This is a genomic window from Mesorhizobium sp. M1307, assembly GCF_040318155.1.
Classification (GTDB): domain Bacteria; phylum Pseudomonadota; class Alphaproteobacteria; order Rhizobiales; family Rhizobiaceae; genus Mesorhizobium.
The window spans coordinates 92,251-109,145 of record NZ_JAMYLR010000012.1; the positions used below are offsets into that span (position 1 = coordinate 92,251).

Annotated in this window: 15 protein-coding genes and 1 tRNA gene; 11 read left to right on the forward strand and 5 right to left on the reverse strand. The window is 61.1% G+C overall.

Annotated elements, in window-relative coordinates:
- The first annotated feature begins 38 nt into the window (after positions 1–38).
- Both NKH16_RS16560 and NKH16_RS16565 read left to right on the forward strand, forming a co-directional pair.
- A complete protein-coding gene (locus NKH16_RS16560; protein WP_352877200.1) occupies positions 39–2,078 on the forward strand; it encodes a lytic transglycosylase domain-containing protein in 2,040 nt (679 codons plus the stop codon).
- A gap of 230 nt (positions 2,079–2,308) precedes the next feature.
- On the forward strand, positions 2,309–3,202 hold the full coding sequence (locus NKH16_RS16565; protein ID WP_352449010.1) for an alpha/beta fold hydrolase: 894 nt from the start codon (positions 2,309–2,311) through the stop codon (positions 3,200–3,202).
- Positions 3,203–3,508: 306 nt separating this feature from the next.
- Here the strand turns inward: NKH16_RS16565 and NKH16_RS16570 are convergent, their stop codons facing one another.
- Together NKH16_RS16570 and NKH16_RS16575 are read right to left on the reverse strand one after the other, a co-directional pair.
- Positions 3,509–4,567: a tyrosine-type recombinase/integrase gene (locus tag NKH16_RS16570; protein ID WP_502895000.1), complete on the reverse strand. Its 1,059-nt coding sequence runs from the start codon at positions 4,565–4,567 to the stop codon at positions 3,509–3,511.
- A gap of 238 nt (positions 4,568–4,805) precedes the next feature.
- Entirely contained in the window at positions 4,806–6,002 is a 1,197-nt protein-coding gene (locus tag NKH16_RS16575; RefSeq protein ID WP_352449011.1) for a porin, read from the reverse strand.
- 449 nt (positions 6,003–6,451) lie between these two features.
- Between NKH16_RS16575 and NKH16_RS16580 the strand changes: the two genes are divergently transcribed.
- From NKH16_RS16580 to NKH16_RS16590, 3 genes are all read left to right on the forward strand, one after another.
- Positions 6,452–6,542: transfer RNA gene (locus NKH16_RS16580), tRNA-Ser, on the forward strand.
- A 187-nt stretch (positions 6,543–6,729) separates the two neighbouring features.
- A complete protein-coding gene (locus tag NKH16_RS16585; RefSeq protein WP_352449012.1) occupies positions 6,730–6,855 on the forward strand; it encodes a hypothetical protein in 126 nt (41 codons plus the stop codon).
- Positions 6,856–6,979: 124 nt separating this feature from the next.
- Entirely contained in the window at positions 6,980–8,131 is a 1,152-nt protein-coding gene (locus NKH16_RS16590; RefSeq protein WP_352449013.1) for a porin, read from the forward strand.
- 263 nt (positions 8,132–8,394) lie between these two features.
- Here NKH16_RS16590 and NKH16_RS16595 read toward each other — a convergent pair whose 3' ends face one another.
- Together NKH16_RS16595 and NKH16_RS16600 are read right to left on the reverse strand one after the other, a co-directional pair.
- A complete protein-coding gene (locus tag NKH16_RS16595; protein ID WP_352449014.1) occupies positions 8,395–10,047 on the reverse strand; it encodes a tetratricopeptide repeat-containing sulfotransferase family protein in 1,653 nt (550 codons plus the stop codon).
- 80 nt (positions 10,048–10,127) lie between these two features.
- Positions 10,128–11,780, reverse strand: coding sequence for a tetratricopeptide repeat-containing sulfotransferase family protein (locus NKH16_RS16600; RefSeq protein WP_352449015.1), 1,653 nt, complete (start codon positions 11,778–11,780; stop codon positions 10,128–10,130).
- Between the two features lie 120 nt (positions 11,781–11,900).
- On the opposite strand from NKH16_RS16600, the gene NKH16_RS16605 reads away from it, so the two are divergent.
- Positions 11,901–13,007 (forward strand): pyridoxal phosphate-dependent aminotransferase, encoded by a 1,107-nt coding sequence (locus NKH16_RS16605; RefSeq protein WP_352449016.1) that lies wholly within the window; start codon positions 11,901–11,903, stop codon positions 13,005–13,007.
- Between the two features lie 32 nt (positions 13,008–13,039).
- On the opposite strand, the gene NKH16_RS16610 is transcribed toward NKH16_RS16605, so the two are convergent.
- Positions 13,040–13,540, reverse strand: coding sequence for a MarR family winged helix-turn-helix transcriptional regulator (locus NKH16_RS16610; RefSeq protein WP_352449017.1), 501 nt, complete (start codon positions 13,538–13,540; stop codon positions 13,040–13,042).
- Positions 13,541–13,737: 197 nt separating this feature from the next.
- Here NKH16_RS16610 and NKH16_RS16615 point away from each other — a divergent pair, with 197 nt between their 5' ends.
- From NKH16_RS16615 to NKH16_RS16635, 5 genes are all read left to right on the forward strand, one after another.
- On the forward strand, positions 13,738–14,016 hold the full coding sequence (locus NKH16_RS16615) for an acylphosphatase (protein ID WP_352449018.1): 279 nt from the start codon (positions 13,738–13,740) through the stop codon (positions 14,014–14,016).
- 148 nt (positions 14,017–14,164) lie between these two features.
- Positions 14,165–14,827 (forward strand): TetR/AcrR family transcriptional regulator, encoded by a 663-nt coding sequence (locus NKH16_RS16620; protein ID WP_352743262.1) that lies wholly within the window; start codon positions 14,165–14,167, stop codon positions 14,825–14,827.
- A gap of 48 nt (positions 14,828–14,875) precedes the next feature.
- Positions 14,876–16,039, forward strand: coding sequence for an isovaleryl-CoA dehydrogenase (locus NKH16_RS16625; protein WP_352743260.1), 1,164 nt, complete (start codon positions 14,876–14,878; stop codon positions 16,037–16,039).
- Between the two features lie 82 nt (positions 16,040–16,121).
- The gene (locus NKH16_RS16630) at positions 16,122–16,514 is read left to right on the forward strand and encodes an AbrB/MazE/SpoVT family DNA-binding domain-containing protein (RefSeq protein WP_352449021.1); all 393 of its coding nucleotides are present in this window, start codon (positions 16,122–16,124) and stop codon (positions 16,512–16,514) included.
- A complete protein-coding gene (locus NKH16_RS16635; RefSeq protein ID WP_023677795.1) occupies positions 16,511–16,894 on the forward strand; it encodes a type II toxin-antitoxin system VapC family toxin in 384 nt (127 codons plus the stop codon). The genes NKH16_RS16630 and NKH16_RS16635 overlap by 4 nt, the downstream gene beginning before the upstream one ends.
- The last annotated feature ends 1 nt before the right edge of the window (position 16,895 follow it).

Below are 16,895 nucleotides of genomic sequence, written 5' to 3' on the forward strand. Positions count from 1 at the left end.
CAGCTGTAGCATCGAAGAAATAGGAAAAGACCAAATCCATGCCGACCAGGCGGCCTCATCTTTTCGCGCTTCTCGGCGCGATCGTTGTGCTGATCCCCGGCGCGGCGATCGGCGGCAGCGTCGATGGGCAGGTCACGTCGGCGATCCCGATGACGGAGCCGCAGAACGATGCACTGCAGCAGTCCCCTTCGCCATCCGCCAGGGTCGCGGCGCTGAAGAGCGGTCTCGATGCGCTGGCGGCAAACGACATTCAGCGCGCGCGCCAAGTGCGCGAAGCGCTGCCGGCCAAATCGCTCGATCGGCACATCCTTGCCTGGGCGATTGCGCTCTATGGCGACGACCAGGTGCCGAGCGGCGACATCGCCGATGCCGCGAAGATGCTGCCGAACTGGCCGGGCACGATCGCCTTGCGCAAGAACAGCGAGCGCGCGCTCTATCGCGAGAACCCCGCGCCACAGGTCGTGGTGCGGGCGTTCGACGGCAGCCAGCCGCTGACCTTCGAGGGCGTGGTGATCCTTGCCCGCTCCTATGTAGCGCTGGGCGATACGAAGGCGGCGCGCTCGGTGCTGTCGCCATTCTGGCGCACCGAAAAGCTCGAAGCCACGGACGAGGCGGCGGTCATCCGCGAGTTCGGCGCGCTGATCCCGGCCGCCGACCATCGCTTCCGCATGGAGCGCATGTTTTATGCCGATCGGGTCGCTTCGGCGCTGCGCGTCGCCGGTCTCGCCGGCGCCCAGCAATTGGCCGATGCCTGGGCGGCAGTCACCAAAGGCGACAAGAACGCGGCCAAGCTGCTGAAGGCGGTGCCGGCAGCGCAGCGGGCGGCCGGCTATCTGTTTGCCGAAGCCGAATATCTGCGCAAGCAACAGAAATTTTCCGATGCCGCCGCGCTGGTGCTGAAGGCGCCGGGCGACCGCGACGCTCTGGTCGATCCGGACGCCTGGTGGGTCGAACGCCGGGTGCTGTCGCGCGAGCTGGTCGACCAGGGCGACATGAAGACCGCCTACAGAATAGTCGCCGCGCATGCCGCCGAAAGTCCCGCCAATGCTGCCGAGGCGGAATTCCATGCAGGCTGGTACGCGCTGCGCGGCCTCAACGACCCGAGCACCGCCGCCAAGCATTTTGCGCAAATCGCGGAGCTCGCCCAAGGGCCGATGTCGCTGTCGCGCGCCTATTACTGGCTCGGCCGTGCCGCCGAACTCGGCGGTCCCGGCAGTGCCAAGGATTATTTCAGCCGCGCCGCCAGCTACGGCACGACCTTTTACGGCCAGCTCGCCGGCGAGCGCGTCGGCCGGCAGACCCTCAACATCGTCTACCCCCAGCCAAGTGCCGCCGACCGCCGGAATTTTGCCACCCGCGAGGCGGTCAGCGCCATCGAGCGGCTGCAGCAGGCAGGCTATGACCGCTATGCCGAAACCCTCTACCGCGACCTTGCCGGGCAGTTGAGCAGCCCCGGCGAACTGGCGCTGCTTGCGATGCTGGCGGAAAGACAAGGCAACCATTTCATGGCGCTGAAGGTCGGCAAGATCGCCGGCGCACGTGGCATCGACGTCGGCGCGCTGTCGCATCCGCTCGGCGTCATTCCCGACACCGCCAACATTTCCGGCTCGGGCAAGGCGCTGGCCTATGCGATTGCCCGCCAGGAAAGCGAGTTCAACATCGGCGCCGTCTCCAGCGCCGGCGCACGCGGACTGCTGCAGCTGATGCCAGGCACGGCCAAGCAATTGGCGAAGAAGGCCGGCATGACTTTCTCGCAGGCCCGGCTGACCACTGATGCCGGCTACAATGCAACGCTGGGCGCCGCCTTTCTCGGCGAGCAGCTCGGCCGCTTCGACGGCTCCTACGTGCTGACCTTCGCCGGCTATAATGCCGGCCCCGCCCGCGCCGCCCAGTGGGTGACGAAATACGGCGACCCGCGCGGCAAGGACGTCGATGCAGTCGTCGACTGGATCGAGCGGATTCCCTATACGGAAACAAGAAGTTACGTTCAGCGCGTGATGGAGAATTACGAGGTCTACAAGATGCGTATCTCCGGCAAGTACGATATTGTCGGAGATCTGGTGAACGGCCGGGGTTAGCCTTTCCTTCTCTCCTTGTGGGAGAAGGTGGCCGAGCGAAGCTCGGTCGGATGAGGGGTGCTCCAGCTTGGTTCCGACAACGCTCCGTCCAACACCCCCAACCGTCTCGGCGCTAACGCGCCGATCCACCTTCTCCCACAAGGAGAGAAGGAAGAGCCCCCAATTTGACCGCCCCTGCCCTCGCCTGTAGCAGTCGCAACGATCTGACAGCAGCACGGAATCGAGTGTACATGCCAAACGACGAAGGCTTCTCCGATTTCTTCTACGCCGCGCCGGACGGGCTGTCCCTGCACGCCCGCATCTACGGCGAAGCGAATTCCGGCCACTGGCCAGTCGTTTGCCTGCCCGGCCTGACCCGCAATTGCCGTGACTTTCACGAATTGGCGCTTTATCTGTCGACGCAGGCGAAGCGCAGGGTTGTCGCCTTCGATTATCGCGGGCGCGGGCAGTCCGCCTACGATGCCGATATCGCCCATTACAATAACGGCAGCGAGGCGGGCGATATCCTTGCCGGGCTGGCGGCGCTGAACATCGAGAAGGCAGCCTTCATTGGGACGTCGCGCGGCGGACTGATCATCCATGTGCTCGGGGCGATGCGGCCGGCCGTGCTGAAGGCCATCGTCTTCAACGACATCGGCCCGGTGATCGAGGCGCAAGGTCTCGCCCATATCCGCTCCTATCTCGACCTCGCGCCCAGGCCGAAGACGTACGCAGAGGTGGTCCGCGGCCTGCGCAGCACCCATGGCGCGGATTTTGCGGCGCTGACCGATGCGGATTGGGAGCGGATGGCATCAGCCCTCTACCGCGAGACCGAGGAGGGATTTCTGCCCGATTTCGATCCGAAACTGGTCGAGACGCTGGCGGGGCTCGATCCCAGCCGGCCGCTGCCCGATCTTTGGCCACAGTTCGACGCGCTGGCGGCCATCCCGATGCTCGTCATACGCGGCGCCAATTCGAAGCTGCTGTCCGCCGAAACGCTCGAGCAGATGCGGACGCGCCATACCGATATCGAGACGATCACCGCCGACGGCCAGGGCCATGCACCGTTTTTGGAGTCCGGGATCCTGCCGGGCAGGATCGCTGGTTTTTTCGATCGGGCGGAGCGGCGGGGTGGCAGGAAGTAAAGCTCGACCGAGCGAAGTAATTCACGCGCAGGTTTTGCGTCGGTCAAAGCATTCCGACGGCCGCTGACAGTTCCGTTGGAATTAGCGGTGAAATACTTTTTATCGATGTCGGCGCTGCCCCTCATCCGCCTGCCGGCACCTTCTCCCCGTATAGCGACGGGGAGAAGGGAGGTGTCTGCAACGCTGGGGATTAGCGACTCTTTCGCAAGGACGCCTTTCTCCCCGTCGCTATACGGGGAGAAATGCCCGGCAGGGCAATGAGGGGCAGCGCAACCCTGAGCGGGCTGATGTCTCACGTCAGATCCGTCAGGACTTGGCGTTTCTCTTTGCGGGCTTTGGGGCCTTGCTTCCGGCCGGCTCGCTTTTTGGCTCTCGCCTCGCCGGAGGTGGAGAAGACAAAGCGCTTGCACCGCCTCTGTCCGCGCCACTGCACCGCGGCGTTTCCAGCACGGTGACGCAGCCATCGAGATCGTTGGTGGCCAGATGGGCGTAGCGCATGGTCATCGACAGCGTCTGGTGACCGAGCCACATCTGCACACGCCTGATGTCGATGCCGCCCTGGACGAGACGCGAGGCGCAAGTATGGCGCAATATATGCGGCACGACCTGATCGTCGGCGCCAAGCCCGACTTCGGCCTTGGCATCGTTCCAGATGGCGCGAAACTGCGCCTGGCTGAGCTTGGTGAACGGGCCTTTGGGCCGGCGGCCCTCGGTGGCCGGCAGCTTGATCACCTCTTTTACCCGCTCGGTCATCGGAATGGTGCGGCTGCGGCCGGATTTGGTGATCCAGAAACTGACGCGGTGCTCCTGGATATCGTTCCAGATCAAACCCAGCGCTTCGCCGAGGCGGCAACCGGTGTCGACGAGAAAGACGGAAAGCCGATAAGCGTCCTCGCTGCGGCTCTTGATGGCAGCGAACAGCCGGGCCTCCTCGTCCCTTTCGAGGAAACGAATCCGTCCCGCCCGCTCCTTCTGGCGGCGGAACTCGGGCAGGCTGTGGATATCTCCCATCTTGTGAGCCTTGCGCAGCAGTTTGCTGAGGGCAGCCATCTTCCGATTGATGGTTGCGTTGCTGTTGCCGCGCTGGCGCAAGGTGCCGATAAGATTGTCGAGGGTGCTTTGGTCAAAGGCGCTGAAACGCTCCCCAAGGAGGATCTCGTCTATTTCGCCGATGAAGGAGCTGACATTGTATTTATGCCGCCCGTCATCCCAAAGTATGTCCCGGTATGCTGAAAAAAGTTCTCCGATCCTGTGCGACTTTACTTCTCGTATCTTGTTGTAACTGTATTTTATTTTTGCAGTTTGAGAAGAAAACATCGAAAAATGATCAGAGGTTCCTCCCTCTTGAATCGCATCGTTCGTCATTATTCGCCACACCCCCGAGTGGATAGGCCTAGACCTACCTGCTTGGCGGTGCCCTTTCAAGAGTTTTAAGCGTTGTGGCCGATTTCATCCACCAGTGGCGGATCCCAACGACATCGTTCCACAACCCTGTTCAGCTACCGAACCCCCTTTTCCTTCTGTTTGCGACCAGTCGCGAAAACAAAAACAGCCCGGGCGTTAAGGCGCCCGGGCTGGATTTCACTTGCCTTAAGTCCAGCCCTTAGAACGAGCGCTGGAAGCGGAGGAAGCCGCCAACGGCGTTTTTCTTGTCGCCCGGGATGCCGGTCCAGTTGTATTCATAACCGGGCAGCGAGTCGCTATCGATGTGGTGGCTGTTATGAGCCCAGTCCACTTCGGCCGTGATCGTCATGCCGGGAACGATATCGTAGGCGATATTGGCCGCGACGCCAGCTTCCTTGGCTTCGTCATACGACGCCTGCAGGTTGAACGAGGTCTTCTCGTTGATGGTGTAGGTGCCACCACCCCAGACTGCCCAGTTACCGCCCCACTGCTTGTAGAAGTTGCGCGGGAGATTGTCGTCAGAGCCGTAGCCGGCCATCAGGAACAGCGACAGGTTCTGCATCGGCGTCACGTCGAGGCGAACCTTGCCGGCCCATTCTTCCAGGCTGCTGTCATAGGCAACAACACCGCTGATGGAACCCCAGCCCTGCGTGTACTTCACGCCGCCAACGAGATACGGAACATAGCTGTCGACCGAGTCGTGACCGAGAGTGATGGCAGTATTGGCGCTGTTAAGGATAAAGCCTTCACCGGTTTCCAACGACGCCACGGCCGAGAAGCCGTTGCCGGCATCGAAGTAGTACTGGACGACATTGGTGTCGAAGCCGCCGTAGGGAACGATCGTATCCTGGATGACGTTGCCGGCGTAGCCGGTGAACGTGTTGAAGGCTGTTTCGTCCTTACCGACGCGAAGACCACCGAGCTGGATCCAGGCGAAATTCAGCGAAACGCCTCTGCTACCAAACCTGGAAAAGTGCTCGTCGAACCCAGGCACGTCTTGATAACCGGTTCCCCAGTTGAAGCGGGTCTCGGTGTAGGTCTTCAAGGTGCCCATCTCGGTTTCCTGGCCGGTGTAGGTCCTCAACGTGAAGCGAGCCTGCTTGTAATAGCCGTCGTTGACGTTGTCTTCACCATCCAAGGCATCCGACAGGTCCTGGTACCTGGCGCCGTCGAACGAGCCAGCCTGGCCCACGGAGATGTCATAGCGGACATAGCCGCCGATGCGCAGGCAGATTTCGGTGCCGGGGATGTAGTAGTAGCCAGCGCCGTAGACGTCGCAGATCTTGACGTATTCAGCGGGTTCCGGCTCGGCGACGACGACGGCGTCGGCGGCGCGCGCACCGGAAACTGCGATCAGTGCCGCAGCGGAGCCGAGAAGAAGGCTCTTGATGTTCATTTTCTGACCTCCAGTCAAAAGTTAAAAAACGGGTCTGGGTATTCTTTGCTGAAGGACAGCGTTCCCTGCCCCATCCCCACTACCGAAAAAGATGCGCACCGCGCCGCTCCTTCAAACCCGACATTACCCATGAGACGGCGGCGTTCAACCACGATCGTACCGGCAAAAGGTTTGTGTTGGCGCTATACCCCAGCGTTGTTGCACAAATGACACGATTTGGCCTCACTCCGAAAGCTCCCGTTAACCAACAGCCCTTCGCAAGCCGTTGCAAACGGCGGATTCCGGCGATGGTCGGCCCGAAATGTGACCATGGCCCGAGTCGCGAACCGGGGAATTGCCGCAGAATCGCCATATCGCCGCGCGGCGCTTTGGCGAAGGGTCGATTTTTCAAGGATAATAGCGTCAGCTTGTTGATTGTGCCGGCGCTTTTCTTTATCCACCGGCGCAACGGAGAGGTGGCCGAGTGGTCGAAGGCGCTCCCCTGCTAAGGGAGTAGAGGTCAAAAGCTTCTCGTGGGTTCGAATCCCATCCTCTCCGCCACCCTACGCCCTGCGGGCTTTGGGTGGCAGGCCACCCGAAACCGCATTTTGGGCGTAGGGTGTCGCCCGAAGCTACGAAGTAGCGTAGGGGGACCATGTGGTACGTCTAATTTCTGCAACTCCGTAACGGCGATGTCGGATCGACCAACGATCTTCGACGCCGTTTTGATTCGCACCGATCAGGCTATGTGACTTCGACTAAGGCTTATCTGCCTGTAATCTTGAAGGCCTACATCGGGGTTGAAACCGAGGCCAACGCGCGGCAACTCGAGCGATATTTCAAGACCGGTTCGGGCCAAGGCCTTTGCGAGTAAACGTTTTTGGCCGACAGGGCCTCACTGACGGCCTTAGGACTATCTATTTGAAATATAAATAAAAACGGACCCAACGAGCTGCTTTTCGCCGGCCACCGTCCCGATTCTGACTGGAGGTCAGAAAATGAACATCAAGAGCCTTCTTCTCGGCTCCGCTGCGGCACTGATCGCAGTTTCCGGTGCGCGCGCCGCCGACGCCGTCGTTGTCGCCGAGCCGGAACCCGCTGAATACGTCAAGATTTGCGACGTCTACGGCGCTGGCTACTTCTACATCCCCGGCACCGAAACCTGCCTGCGCATCGGCGGTTATGTCCGCTATGACATCGGCATCGGTGACGTCGGCTCATTCGACGGTGCAAAGACCACCGATCAGCAGGACGGCGACTCGCAGGATACCTACTACAAGCACGCCCGCTTCACGCTGAAGACCTGGACCGGCCAGGAAACCGAGCTCGGCACCCTGAAGACCTACACCGAGACCCGCTTCAACTGGGGTAACCACAACGATTACCTTGATGACAACTTTAACGGCGGTACGAGCGTTTCGCTGAACTTTGCCTGGGTCCAGCTTGGTGGTCTGCGCGTCGGCAAGGACGAATCGGCCTTTGATACCTTCATCGGCTACGCCGGCAACGTCATTCAGGATACGCTGGTCCCCTACGGCGGCTTCGACACCAACGTCGTCCAGTATTACTTCGATGCCGGAAACGGCTTCTCGGCCGTGGCATCGTTGGAAACCGGTTCGGGCAGTGCCGCTGCGGATCCTGGCATTTTCCAAGACAGCAACAGCGGCAATGATTCCATCGACAGCTATGTCCCGTATGTCGTCGGCGGTATCAAATACACGCAGGGCTGGGGCTCGATCACCGGTGTCGCCGCCTATGACAGCACCTGGGAGGAGTGGGCCGGCAAGGTTCGCGTCGACGTTACGCCGATACAGAACCTGACACTGTTCCTCATGGCCGGTTACGGTTCGGACGACAACATCGACCGCAACTTCTACAAGCAATGGGGCGGCAACTGGGCAGTCTGGGGTGGTGGCACTTACACCATAAACGAGAAGACCTCGTTCAACCTCCAGGCGTCGGCTGACGATGACAAAAACTACGGCGTCGCCGCGAACATTGCCTACGATATCGTTCCCGGTCTCACGATCACTGCCGAAGTCGATTGGGCCCGCGACGGCCAGTTTGACAAAGCCTACGATCGCAACTGGACCAATGCCGACGACAAGGACAGCGTCGGCGGCATGCTCCGCTTCCAGCGCTCATTCTAACAGTCCGAGCTAGATTGAGATTGAACCCGGCGGGCAACCGCCGGGTTTTTCGTATCGGCGCGACGCAGCTGTCAACTCTCGATGCATAATGCAGGCTGCTGCTGAGCAGCCGATCGCAGGGCTGGTCGAATGCAATGCTCGCTCCGCACGCTTGTTCGTGCAAAAGAAAAACTTGGGCCGATCTGAAGAGCTGGCCTACCGGATCAATGTATCTCGACAGCAAGTCACGATCGACCTCGGCCGATCGGGCGCATCCTACTTGTTCAAATTTCAGCCAGATCGCCCAAGGCGTCAATCAGCGGCTGAATTGCGCTCTCATACTTTTTCCAGCGTTTGACGGATGAACTATAGATCGGCTGCCGGACCTGCCAGCGGCTGGGGGTATTGACCGATCCGCTCCTCTCGAAAAAGCGCAGGCAGGAATCGTCCCAAAGCAAGCCGAGATGATCGATGAGACGGCGCGATTGCGTCTCCTGATCCGCAACCAGCGTCTCATAGCGGCTTTCGAAAATACGTCCGGGAAAGACCTTGTCCCAGTGCCGCATCAAGCGATCATATTCGCGGTAGTACAACCCGAGTGTCTCAAGGTCGGCGTTGTAGCCGTGGTCCTTGGTGAAATGCAAGACGAAGCAGGAGACGCAATTGTCGATGGCATCGCGCCGGCAATGAATGATGCGTGCGTTGGGAAAGAGAATTCCAATGACGCCGATAAACTCGAAGTTGTGCGGCATCTTGTCGACGATGCGGGGCGCGGCAGGCGCGTGCTGGCGCAGATAAGACAGGTATTCTTCGGCCAGCGCCCTCGACTGATCCCTCGTCATCGACATAATCGAATTGCGCAGGTCTTCATCCGACAGTGTTCTAAAGCCCATCGAGTTCGCGATTCGCCGCAGCTTCGTAAGCTCCCCGGCGCCATGGACATCCGGATGGCTCGCGCAGATCTGCTCCGTCAGCGTCGTCCCCGACCGGGGCATGCCCAGCACAAACACAGGCACTTCAGACGGACTGCCGTGGCCAGCCTTGGCTTCCAATAGTGATGGGCTGAATATCTCGATCATGGAATCGACGCTTCGGCGGTAGTACTCCAGGTCGAAATCGTGACCAGCGGCCTTTTTCGCCCTCTTGAAGTGGTCTATCGCCTCTTCATAGCGCTGAAGATCGTTCAGCACTTTGCCTGCCGCGTGGTGGAGCTGCGATGCAGCAACGGGTTCGAGCCTGGGATTGGAGAGTTCGCGCAGGATAGAGTCGAGCTCGGCAGGTTTTTCGGTGAACTTTTGCGTGTCGACCAGGTAATTGTAGGCTGCCCCAACATCGACGCGACGTTCTATTGCCTGATCGAGATAGGCTCTGGCTTCGTCCATGCGGCCGAGGCTGGTGAGCGCACCAGCCAGACCAATCCGGACCATGGGATGGTCGCCGTTGATCTTTAGCGCCTTCTCGTAAAGGGGCAAAGCCATCTCGGCCTTGTCGAAGTTGACGTAGGCACGCGCCAGTCCGCAAAGCGCTTCCACCAGATCGGGTTTCAATTCGCAGGCGCGCTGCAGGTGCCTGATCGCAAGCAAGCTGTCGCCAAGCTTCAGACCGGCCTCTCCCAGGCTAAGGTGGAAATATGGATTCTGAGGCGTCTGGCTTACTGCCCGCGCAAAATATTTGAGAGCCAACTCGTCGTCGATACCGAGCCCCAACGTGCCGAGGATGTAGAGCGAAAGCGGGTGGTTGGGCGTGCGGGCGAGAACGCGATGGCATAATTCCTCCGCCTCCGGGAGCCGCTTGGCTTGCTGAAGTTCGAGCGCCTGTCGCAGCAGCATGTCGTCAGCTTGCGCGCGCGAGGGCGATTTCACTTTCGACGGCTGCACTTTCGGCGCCGAGCGGGACTTTATGTGTTTGGACCAAGCGGGCGGCAGTCGGTTGCTCATCATGTCTCGCTAGCAAAATGGTCCGGGAGAATCCAGCCTGGCCTGAAGGGCTGGCCTATCCTGTCGGGCGCCCTCCTTGTTCAAAGTTCGGCTAGGTCGCCCAAGGCGTCGATCAGCGGCTGGATCTTGCCCTCATAGTTTTTCCAGCGCTTGACAGATGACCTGTAGATCGGCTGCCGGACTTGCCAGCGACTGGCCGTGTTGACCGATCCCTCCTTGTCGAAGAAGCGCAGGCAGGCATCGTCCCAGGGCAATCCAAGATAATCGATAAGACGGCGCGATTGTGCCTCCTGATCCGCAACCAGCGTCTCGTAGCGATTTTCGAAGATGCGTCCTGGAAAAACCTTGTCCCAATGCCGCATCAGGCGATCGTATTCACGGTAGTACAGCCCGAGCGTCTGCAGGTCGGCGATGTAGCTGTGTCCCTTGGAGAAATTCAGGAAAAAACATGAGAGGCAATTGTCGATGGCGTCGCGGCGACAGTGAATAATCCGCGCGTTGGGAAAGAGAAGGCCTATGAGACCGATCAGTTCGAAATTCTGGGGCATTTTGTCGACGACGCGAAGTGCGGTCGGCGCACGCTCACGAAGGTAGGACAGGTGCTCCTCGGCCAGGATTTTGGACAGGTCAGGGGTGATCGGCACTATCGATTGGCCCAAAGCCCGTGCCGAAAGCCTGGTGAGGCCGGTAGCATTTGCGGCTCGCCTTAGCTTGCTCAGTTCTCCTGCGCCGTGAACATCCGGGTGGCTCGCGCAAATCTGCTCGGTCAGGGTGGTCCCCGACCGGGGCATTCCCAACACAAACACGGGCACTTCCGATGGGCTTCCATGACCCGCCTTGGCAGCCACCATGTCCGGGTTGAAGAGTTCGATCGTAGAGTCGACCCAGCGGCGATAGGCTTCCAGGTCAAACTTATAGCCTGCGGCCCGCTTGCCTTTCTTGAAATGATCTATCGCGTCTTTGTAGCGCCCAAGGTCGTTCAGCACCTTGCCGGCTGCGTGATGAAGTCTCATCGCACTTTCGGGGTCAAGTTTTGGGTAGCCCAGTTCGCGCAGAATGGACTTAAGTTCGGCCGGCTCTTCGGTGAATTTGCGCGCATGCACAAGCTCGTTATAGGCAGCGGGCATCGCGATGCGACGTTCGATCGCTTCTTTCAGATAGACTTCGGCTTCGTCCACGCGACCGAGACCGGTGAGTGCGCTGGCCAGTCCTGTCCGAACGCGAGGATGATCACGGTTGATCTTGAGCGCTTTCTCGTAAACCGGGACAGCCATGTCAGCCTTGTCGAATTCGACGTAAGCGCGTCCCAATGCGCAAAGCGCCTCCAGCAAATCGGGCTTCAACTTCAATGCTTGCTGAATATGCCTGATTGCGGGCGAATATTCGCTGACTTTTAGATAAACTTCACCCAGACTAAGGTGATAAAAGGGGTTTTGAGGCTCCTCGCCGACGGCTCGGGCCAAATATCGCAGCGCCATTTCATCGTCGAGCCCGACGAATAGCGTGCCCATGATGTACGAAGCCAAGGGATGGTTGGGCGTGCGCTCCAGCACGCGACGGCACAGTTCCTCAGCCTCGGCCAACCGCTTGGCCTGCTGCAAGCCATACGCCTGTCGCAGCAGCGCATCGTCGGCCTGCGCGCGCGACGGCGGTTTCGCTTTCGGCGGTTGCACGTTCGGCGCCGGGCGGGACTTTATGTGCTTGGACCAAGCGGGCGGCAGTCGGTTGCTCATGATGTCTCGCTAGCAAAATGATCCGGGAGAATCCAGCCTGACGTTCCCGCCTGCCGCGGAACTTGCGCAGGCCAAGCCGGCAGGCTAGCAAGAAGGCCCCTTTTCGAATGAGCCTTTGCCATGCGCCCTCCCCTTACGCCGCTCATCGCCGCGCTTCCCTCCACGGTGCCGTTTGTCGGCCCTGAGGCGCAGGAGCGCGACCGCGGCCGCGCCTTTCGCGCCCGTATCGGCGCCAACGAGAGCAGCTTTGGCCCTTCGCCGCGCGTCGTTGCCCGTATGGCCGAGATTGCCGGCGACATGTGGATGTACTGCGACCCTGACAATCACGATTTGAAGGTAGCCGTAGCTAGGCATCTCGGTGTCGGCGCCGAAAACGTCGTCGTCGGCGAAGGGATAGACGGGCTGCTCAGCCTGGTTGCGCGCATGTATGTGGCGCCGGGCGATGCGGTGGTGACCTCGCTAGGCGCCTATCCGACCTTCAACTTTCATGTTGCCGGCGTCGGCGGCCGGCTGGTCGCAGTGCCCTACGAGAACGATCGGGAAAACCTCGACGGCCTGCTGGCGGCAGTGGCCAGGGAAAAGGCGCCACTGGTGTACCTGTCCAATCCGGACAATCCGATGGGCAGCTGGTGGGAAGCCGCCGAGCTCAGCCGCTTCATCGAAGCCTTGCCGGAGACCACAATGCTGGTGCTCGACGAAGCCTATGGCGAATTAGGGCCAGCCTCAGCGCTGCCGCCGATCGATGTCGCGCGGCCGAACGTCATCCGCATGCGCACCTTCTCCAAGGCCTATGGGCTGGCCGGCGTACGCTGCGGCTATGCGGTGGCCGAGGCCCAGGTGATTCGGGACTTTGAGAAGATCCGCAACCACTATGGCGTCAGCCGCATGGCGCAGATCGCCGGTGTCGAGGCGCTTGCCGATCAGGCCTGGCTGGATAGCGTTGTGGCGCGGGTCGCCGCCGGCCGCGGGCGTATCGCCGCAATAGCCGAAGCGAACGGGCTGAAGCCGCTGGCTTCGGCGACCAATTTCGTCACCATCGACTGCGGCCGCGACGGCGCCTTCGCACTGAAAGTGCTGCAGGCGCTGTTGTCACGCGACGTCTTCATCCGCAAGCCGATGGTGCCGGTTCTCGACCGCTGCATCCGGGTCACTGTCGGCCTCGACCACGAGCTCGACATCTTTGCCGAGGAACTGCCTGGCGCACTGGCGGCAGCGCGGGGGAACTGAAGAGCGCAACGCCGGGATTCCAGTGCTGCCCGCTATTTCTCCCCGAGCAGGCGCATGACGCGCTTCAAGGTGTCCGATAATTCGGCAGCCGCGTCATCGGCGAGGCCGGCCGTCAGCCGGGCGAGGTCGCGATCCGCCGCAGCCTGAAGCCTGGCGAGCTCAGCACTTCCGCGAGCGGTCAGCGACAGGATACGTCTGCGCCGATCGGCTGGGTCAGAGCGTGTCTCGGTCAGGCCAGCGGCGGCGAACCTCCTCAGGACGCGTGTGACATAGGCCGGATCGAGCCGGAGTTCGGCAGCGATTTCGGAGGCCGCCGGCCGGAGATCGAGGTGGAACGCCCGTGCAAGAAACCCTGCCTCACCGCCGCTATTGGCGACAGCGCGGGATCGGCCGCCCAATTCGAACAGCAGCCGCGCCTCGCCCAGCGTATAGGCGCTGTGCGTGAAGGTCAGGTTGAGCAGCCCGATCAGGCGCGTGTAGAAGCGATTGAAGCCACGTATCTCCGCGACAAGGGCATTCCGATCGGCCGGCATGTCGACCTCCTTCTGACGGACCGCTCCGTCAGGGCCATGATCGCCTATTATTTGACTTAGTCAATCATTAATGGAGACGCCGCCTATCTCGCACGTGAAGCTGGCGGATAGCGACCGGAGAGAGACCTTCGATGCACGTTGCGCGGTTGAATTTGCACGGCGATGCGCCAGACTCGACTCAGAGGATGGAGAGCGCGATGACCGATCGTACGGTGCAGGTACGCATATACGGCAAGGTGCAAGGCGTCAGCTACCGGGTCTGGGCGCGGCGCGAGGCGTCGGCGCTTGGCCTTGCCGGGTGGGTGCGCAACGAAGTTGACGGCTCGGTGACAGCCTTGATCGCAGGGACCGGTGCGGCGGTCTCGACAATGATCGAACGGCTTTGGCAAGGGCCGCCGGGGGCAGCGGTTTCGAAGGTCGACGTCGAGGAGATCGAGGTTCGCGATATGTCCGCGGGTTTCAGGATTGTTGCCTAGCAAGGCATGATCCTGCTCATTCGCTTCCATCGCACAAATCTCCAGGGTGCAGATAGAGCAAACCTGAAGCCATTGCCCTGCCCGGACATGCCTCGGTCCTTGAATTAATTGAACGTTTGTTTTATTGTCCGCGAAAAGGCGGCTTGTCATGGCGCGTACGACCGGTTCCGACGGAGAGAAGACCGAAGCTGCGGTCCGCGAGGCGGCGGTCAGCCTGATTGCGCGTCTCGGCTACGAGGCGATGTCGATGCGCCAGCTGGCGGCCGAGGTCGGCGTCCAGGCAGCGGCGCTGTACCGCTATTTCCCGACCAAGCAGGACCTTCTGTTCATGCTGATGCGTGAGCATATGGAAGGCTTGATCGAGGCGTGGCGCGCAACACGCCCTGTCGGCGCCGATCCGGCAGCGCGGCTTGCCGCTTATGTCGAAAACCACATCGCTTTCCATATCGAACGCCGCCACTCCACCCATGTCTCGAACATGGAGCTGCGCAGCCTGTCGCATGAAAAACTCACGCAGATCCTGCGCATGCGCACGGCCTACGAGAAGGAGCTGCGCGCCATCCTGCGCGACGGCGTCGAAGCGGGGTTATTCAGCATCGAAGACACCGGGCTCACCGCCATGGCGCTGATCCAGATGATGACCGGCGTCATCGTCTGGTTCCGGCCGGGCGAACGGCTGTCGATCGCCGAAGTCACCGCTACATATCTAGCAATGACAATGCGCCTTGTTGGAGCAAAGAGCGATGGCGCGAGGACGAGCCACGGCGCCGTGCGTCCATTCGAGCGCGCAACGGACGCTGCAGCACTTTGATTTCGCGCATGATCCCGATTTTCGCGGTCGTGCGCCGGGAGGAACGGCATGTACACGCATACGCTCAACTTCGGGCTTGACGAAGACATCGAGGCGCTGCGCGACCTGGTGCGGCGCTTCGCCCAGGAAAAGATCGCACCGATCGCCGCCGAGATTGATCGCTCGAACGAATTCCCGGCACACCTGTGGGCGGAGCTCGGCGGGCTCGGCCTGCTCGGCATCACCGCCGATCCCGATTTCGGCGGCAGCGGCATGGGCTACCTCGCCCATGTCGTGGCGATGGAGGAGATTTCGCGCGCCTCGGCCTCGGTCGGCCTCTCCTACGGCGCCCATTCCAACCTCTGCGTCAACCAGATCAACCGCTGGGCGACGCAGGCGCAGAAGGAAAAGTATCTGCCTTCGCTCTGCAGCGGCGAAAAAGTCGGCGCACTGGCGATGTCGGAATCGGGTGCCGGCTCTGATGTGGTGTCGCTGCGCCTGCGCGCCGAAAAGCGCAACGATCGCTATGTGCTGAACGGCACCAAAATGTGGATCACCAACGGGCCGGATGCCGAGACGCTGGTCGTCTACGCCAAGACCGATCCGGAACTCAATTCGCGCGGCATCACCGCTTTCATCGTCGAAAAGGCTTTTGCCGGTTTTTCGGTGGCGCAAAAGCTCGACAAGCTTGGCATGCGCGGCTCGAACACCGGCGAGCTGGTGTTCGAGGATGTCGAAGTGCCGTTCGATAATGTGCTGCACGAGGAAGGGCGCGGCGTCGAGGTGCTGATGTCGGGCCTCGACTACGAACGCGCCGTGCTGGCCGGCGGCCCGGTCGGGCTGATGGCAGCGTGCCTCGACGTGGCGATCCCTTACGTGCATGAACGCAGGCAGTTCGGTCAGCCGATCGGCGAATTCCAGCTGGTGCAAGGCAAGCTCGCCGACATGTATGCGACGATGAACGCGGCGCGCGCCTACGTCTATGCCGTGGCCGCCGCCTGCGATCGCGGTGAGACGGCCCGCAAGGACGCCGCCGGCTGCATCCTCTTCGCCGCCGAAAAGGCGACGCTGATGGCGCTCGACGCGATCCAGCTTTTGGGCGGCAACGGCTACATCAACGATTACCCGACCGGCCGGCTTTTGCGCGACGCCAAGCTTTATGAGATCGGTGCCGGCACCAGCGAAATCCGTCGCTGGCTGATCGGGCGGGAAATCATGGTGGAGGGCGCCTGATGGCGTCTTTTTGAGATTTTGCCAGAAGCCGCACGATGTGGCACACTTCGGAATATGTGCCACAACACGGGCGAGACGGACCATGGCTGGCAAAACGGGAAAGTCCGGATTTGACGAAGATCCGCAAGCACGGTTCGATGCCGGCGCTCGCCAACCACAGCTTCGTGCTCCGGCGAAACGCGAGCGTGTCAAGCTTGGCGAGGGCGGGCGCTTCGTCATTCCTGCCGCGATGCGCGAGGAGATGGGCGTGAAGCCTGGCGAGGACATGATCCTTCATGTCGAAAACGGCGAGCTGCGGGTAAGATCGTGGCTGCAGAATCTGCGACGCGTCCAGGCCGAATTGTCAGCGTTGAAACAGCCCGGTGAAAGCGTCGTCGACGAATTTCTGAAAGAGCGACGGGAAGAGCAGCGTCGAAGCGACAAGCGTCTCGACCGGCTTCACGCCGAAGGGACAACGGGAAAGCGGACGAAATGAAGCCCTACGTCATGGACAGTTCGGCGGCGCTCGCAATCCTGCTCAACGAGCAAGGCACTGACAATGCTTTGGGGTTCGCGCCGGACGCACAATGCAGTTCAGTCAATGCGGCCGAAATCATCGCCAAGCTGATCGACAAGGGACGCAGCATGGAACAGGCCGCGGACGACCTCGCCAGTCTCGGCATGCCGATCGCCGTTTTCGACGACGCGATGGGCATCGCCGCCGGGCAGCTTCGCCAATTGACGCGGCATCGCGGCTTGTCGCTGGGCGATCGGGCTTGCCTGGCGCTGGCAATTCGCGAGAATGCCATTGCCGTCACCGCTGATCGCGATTGGGGCGACCTCGATGTCGGCTGCAAGATCGAGCTGATCCGGTAGC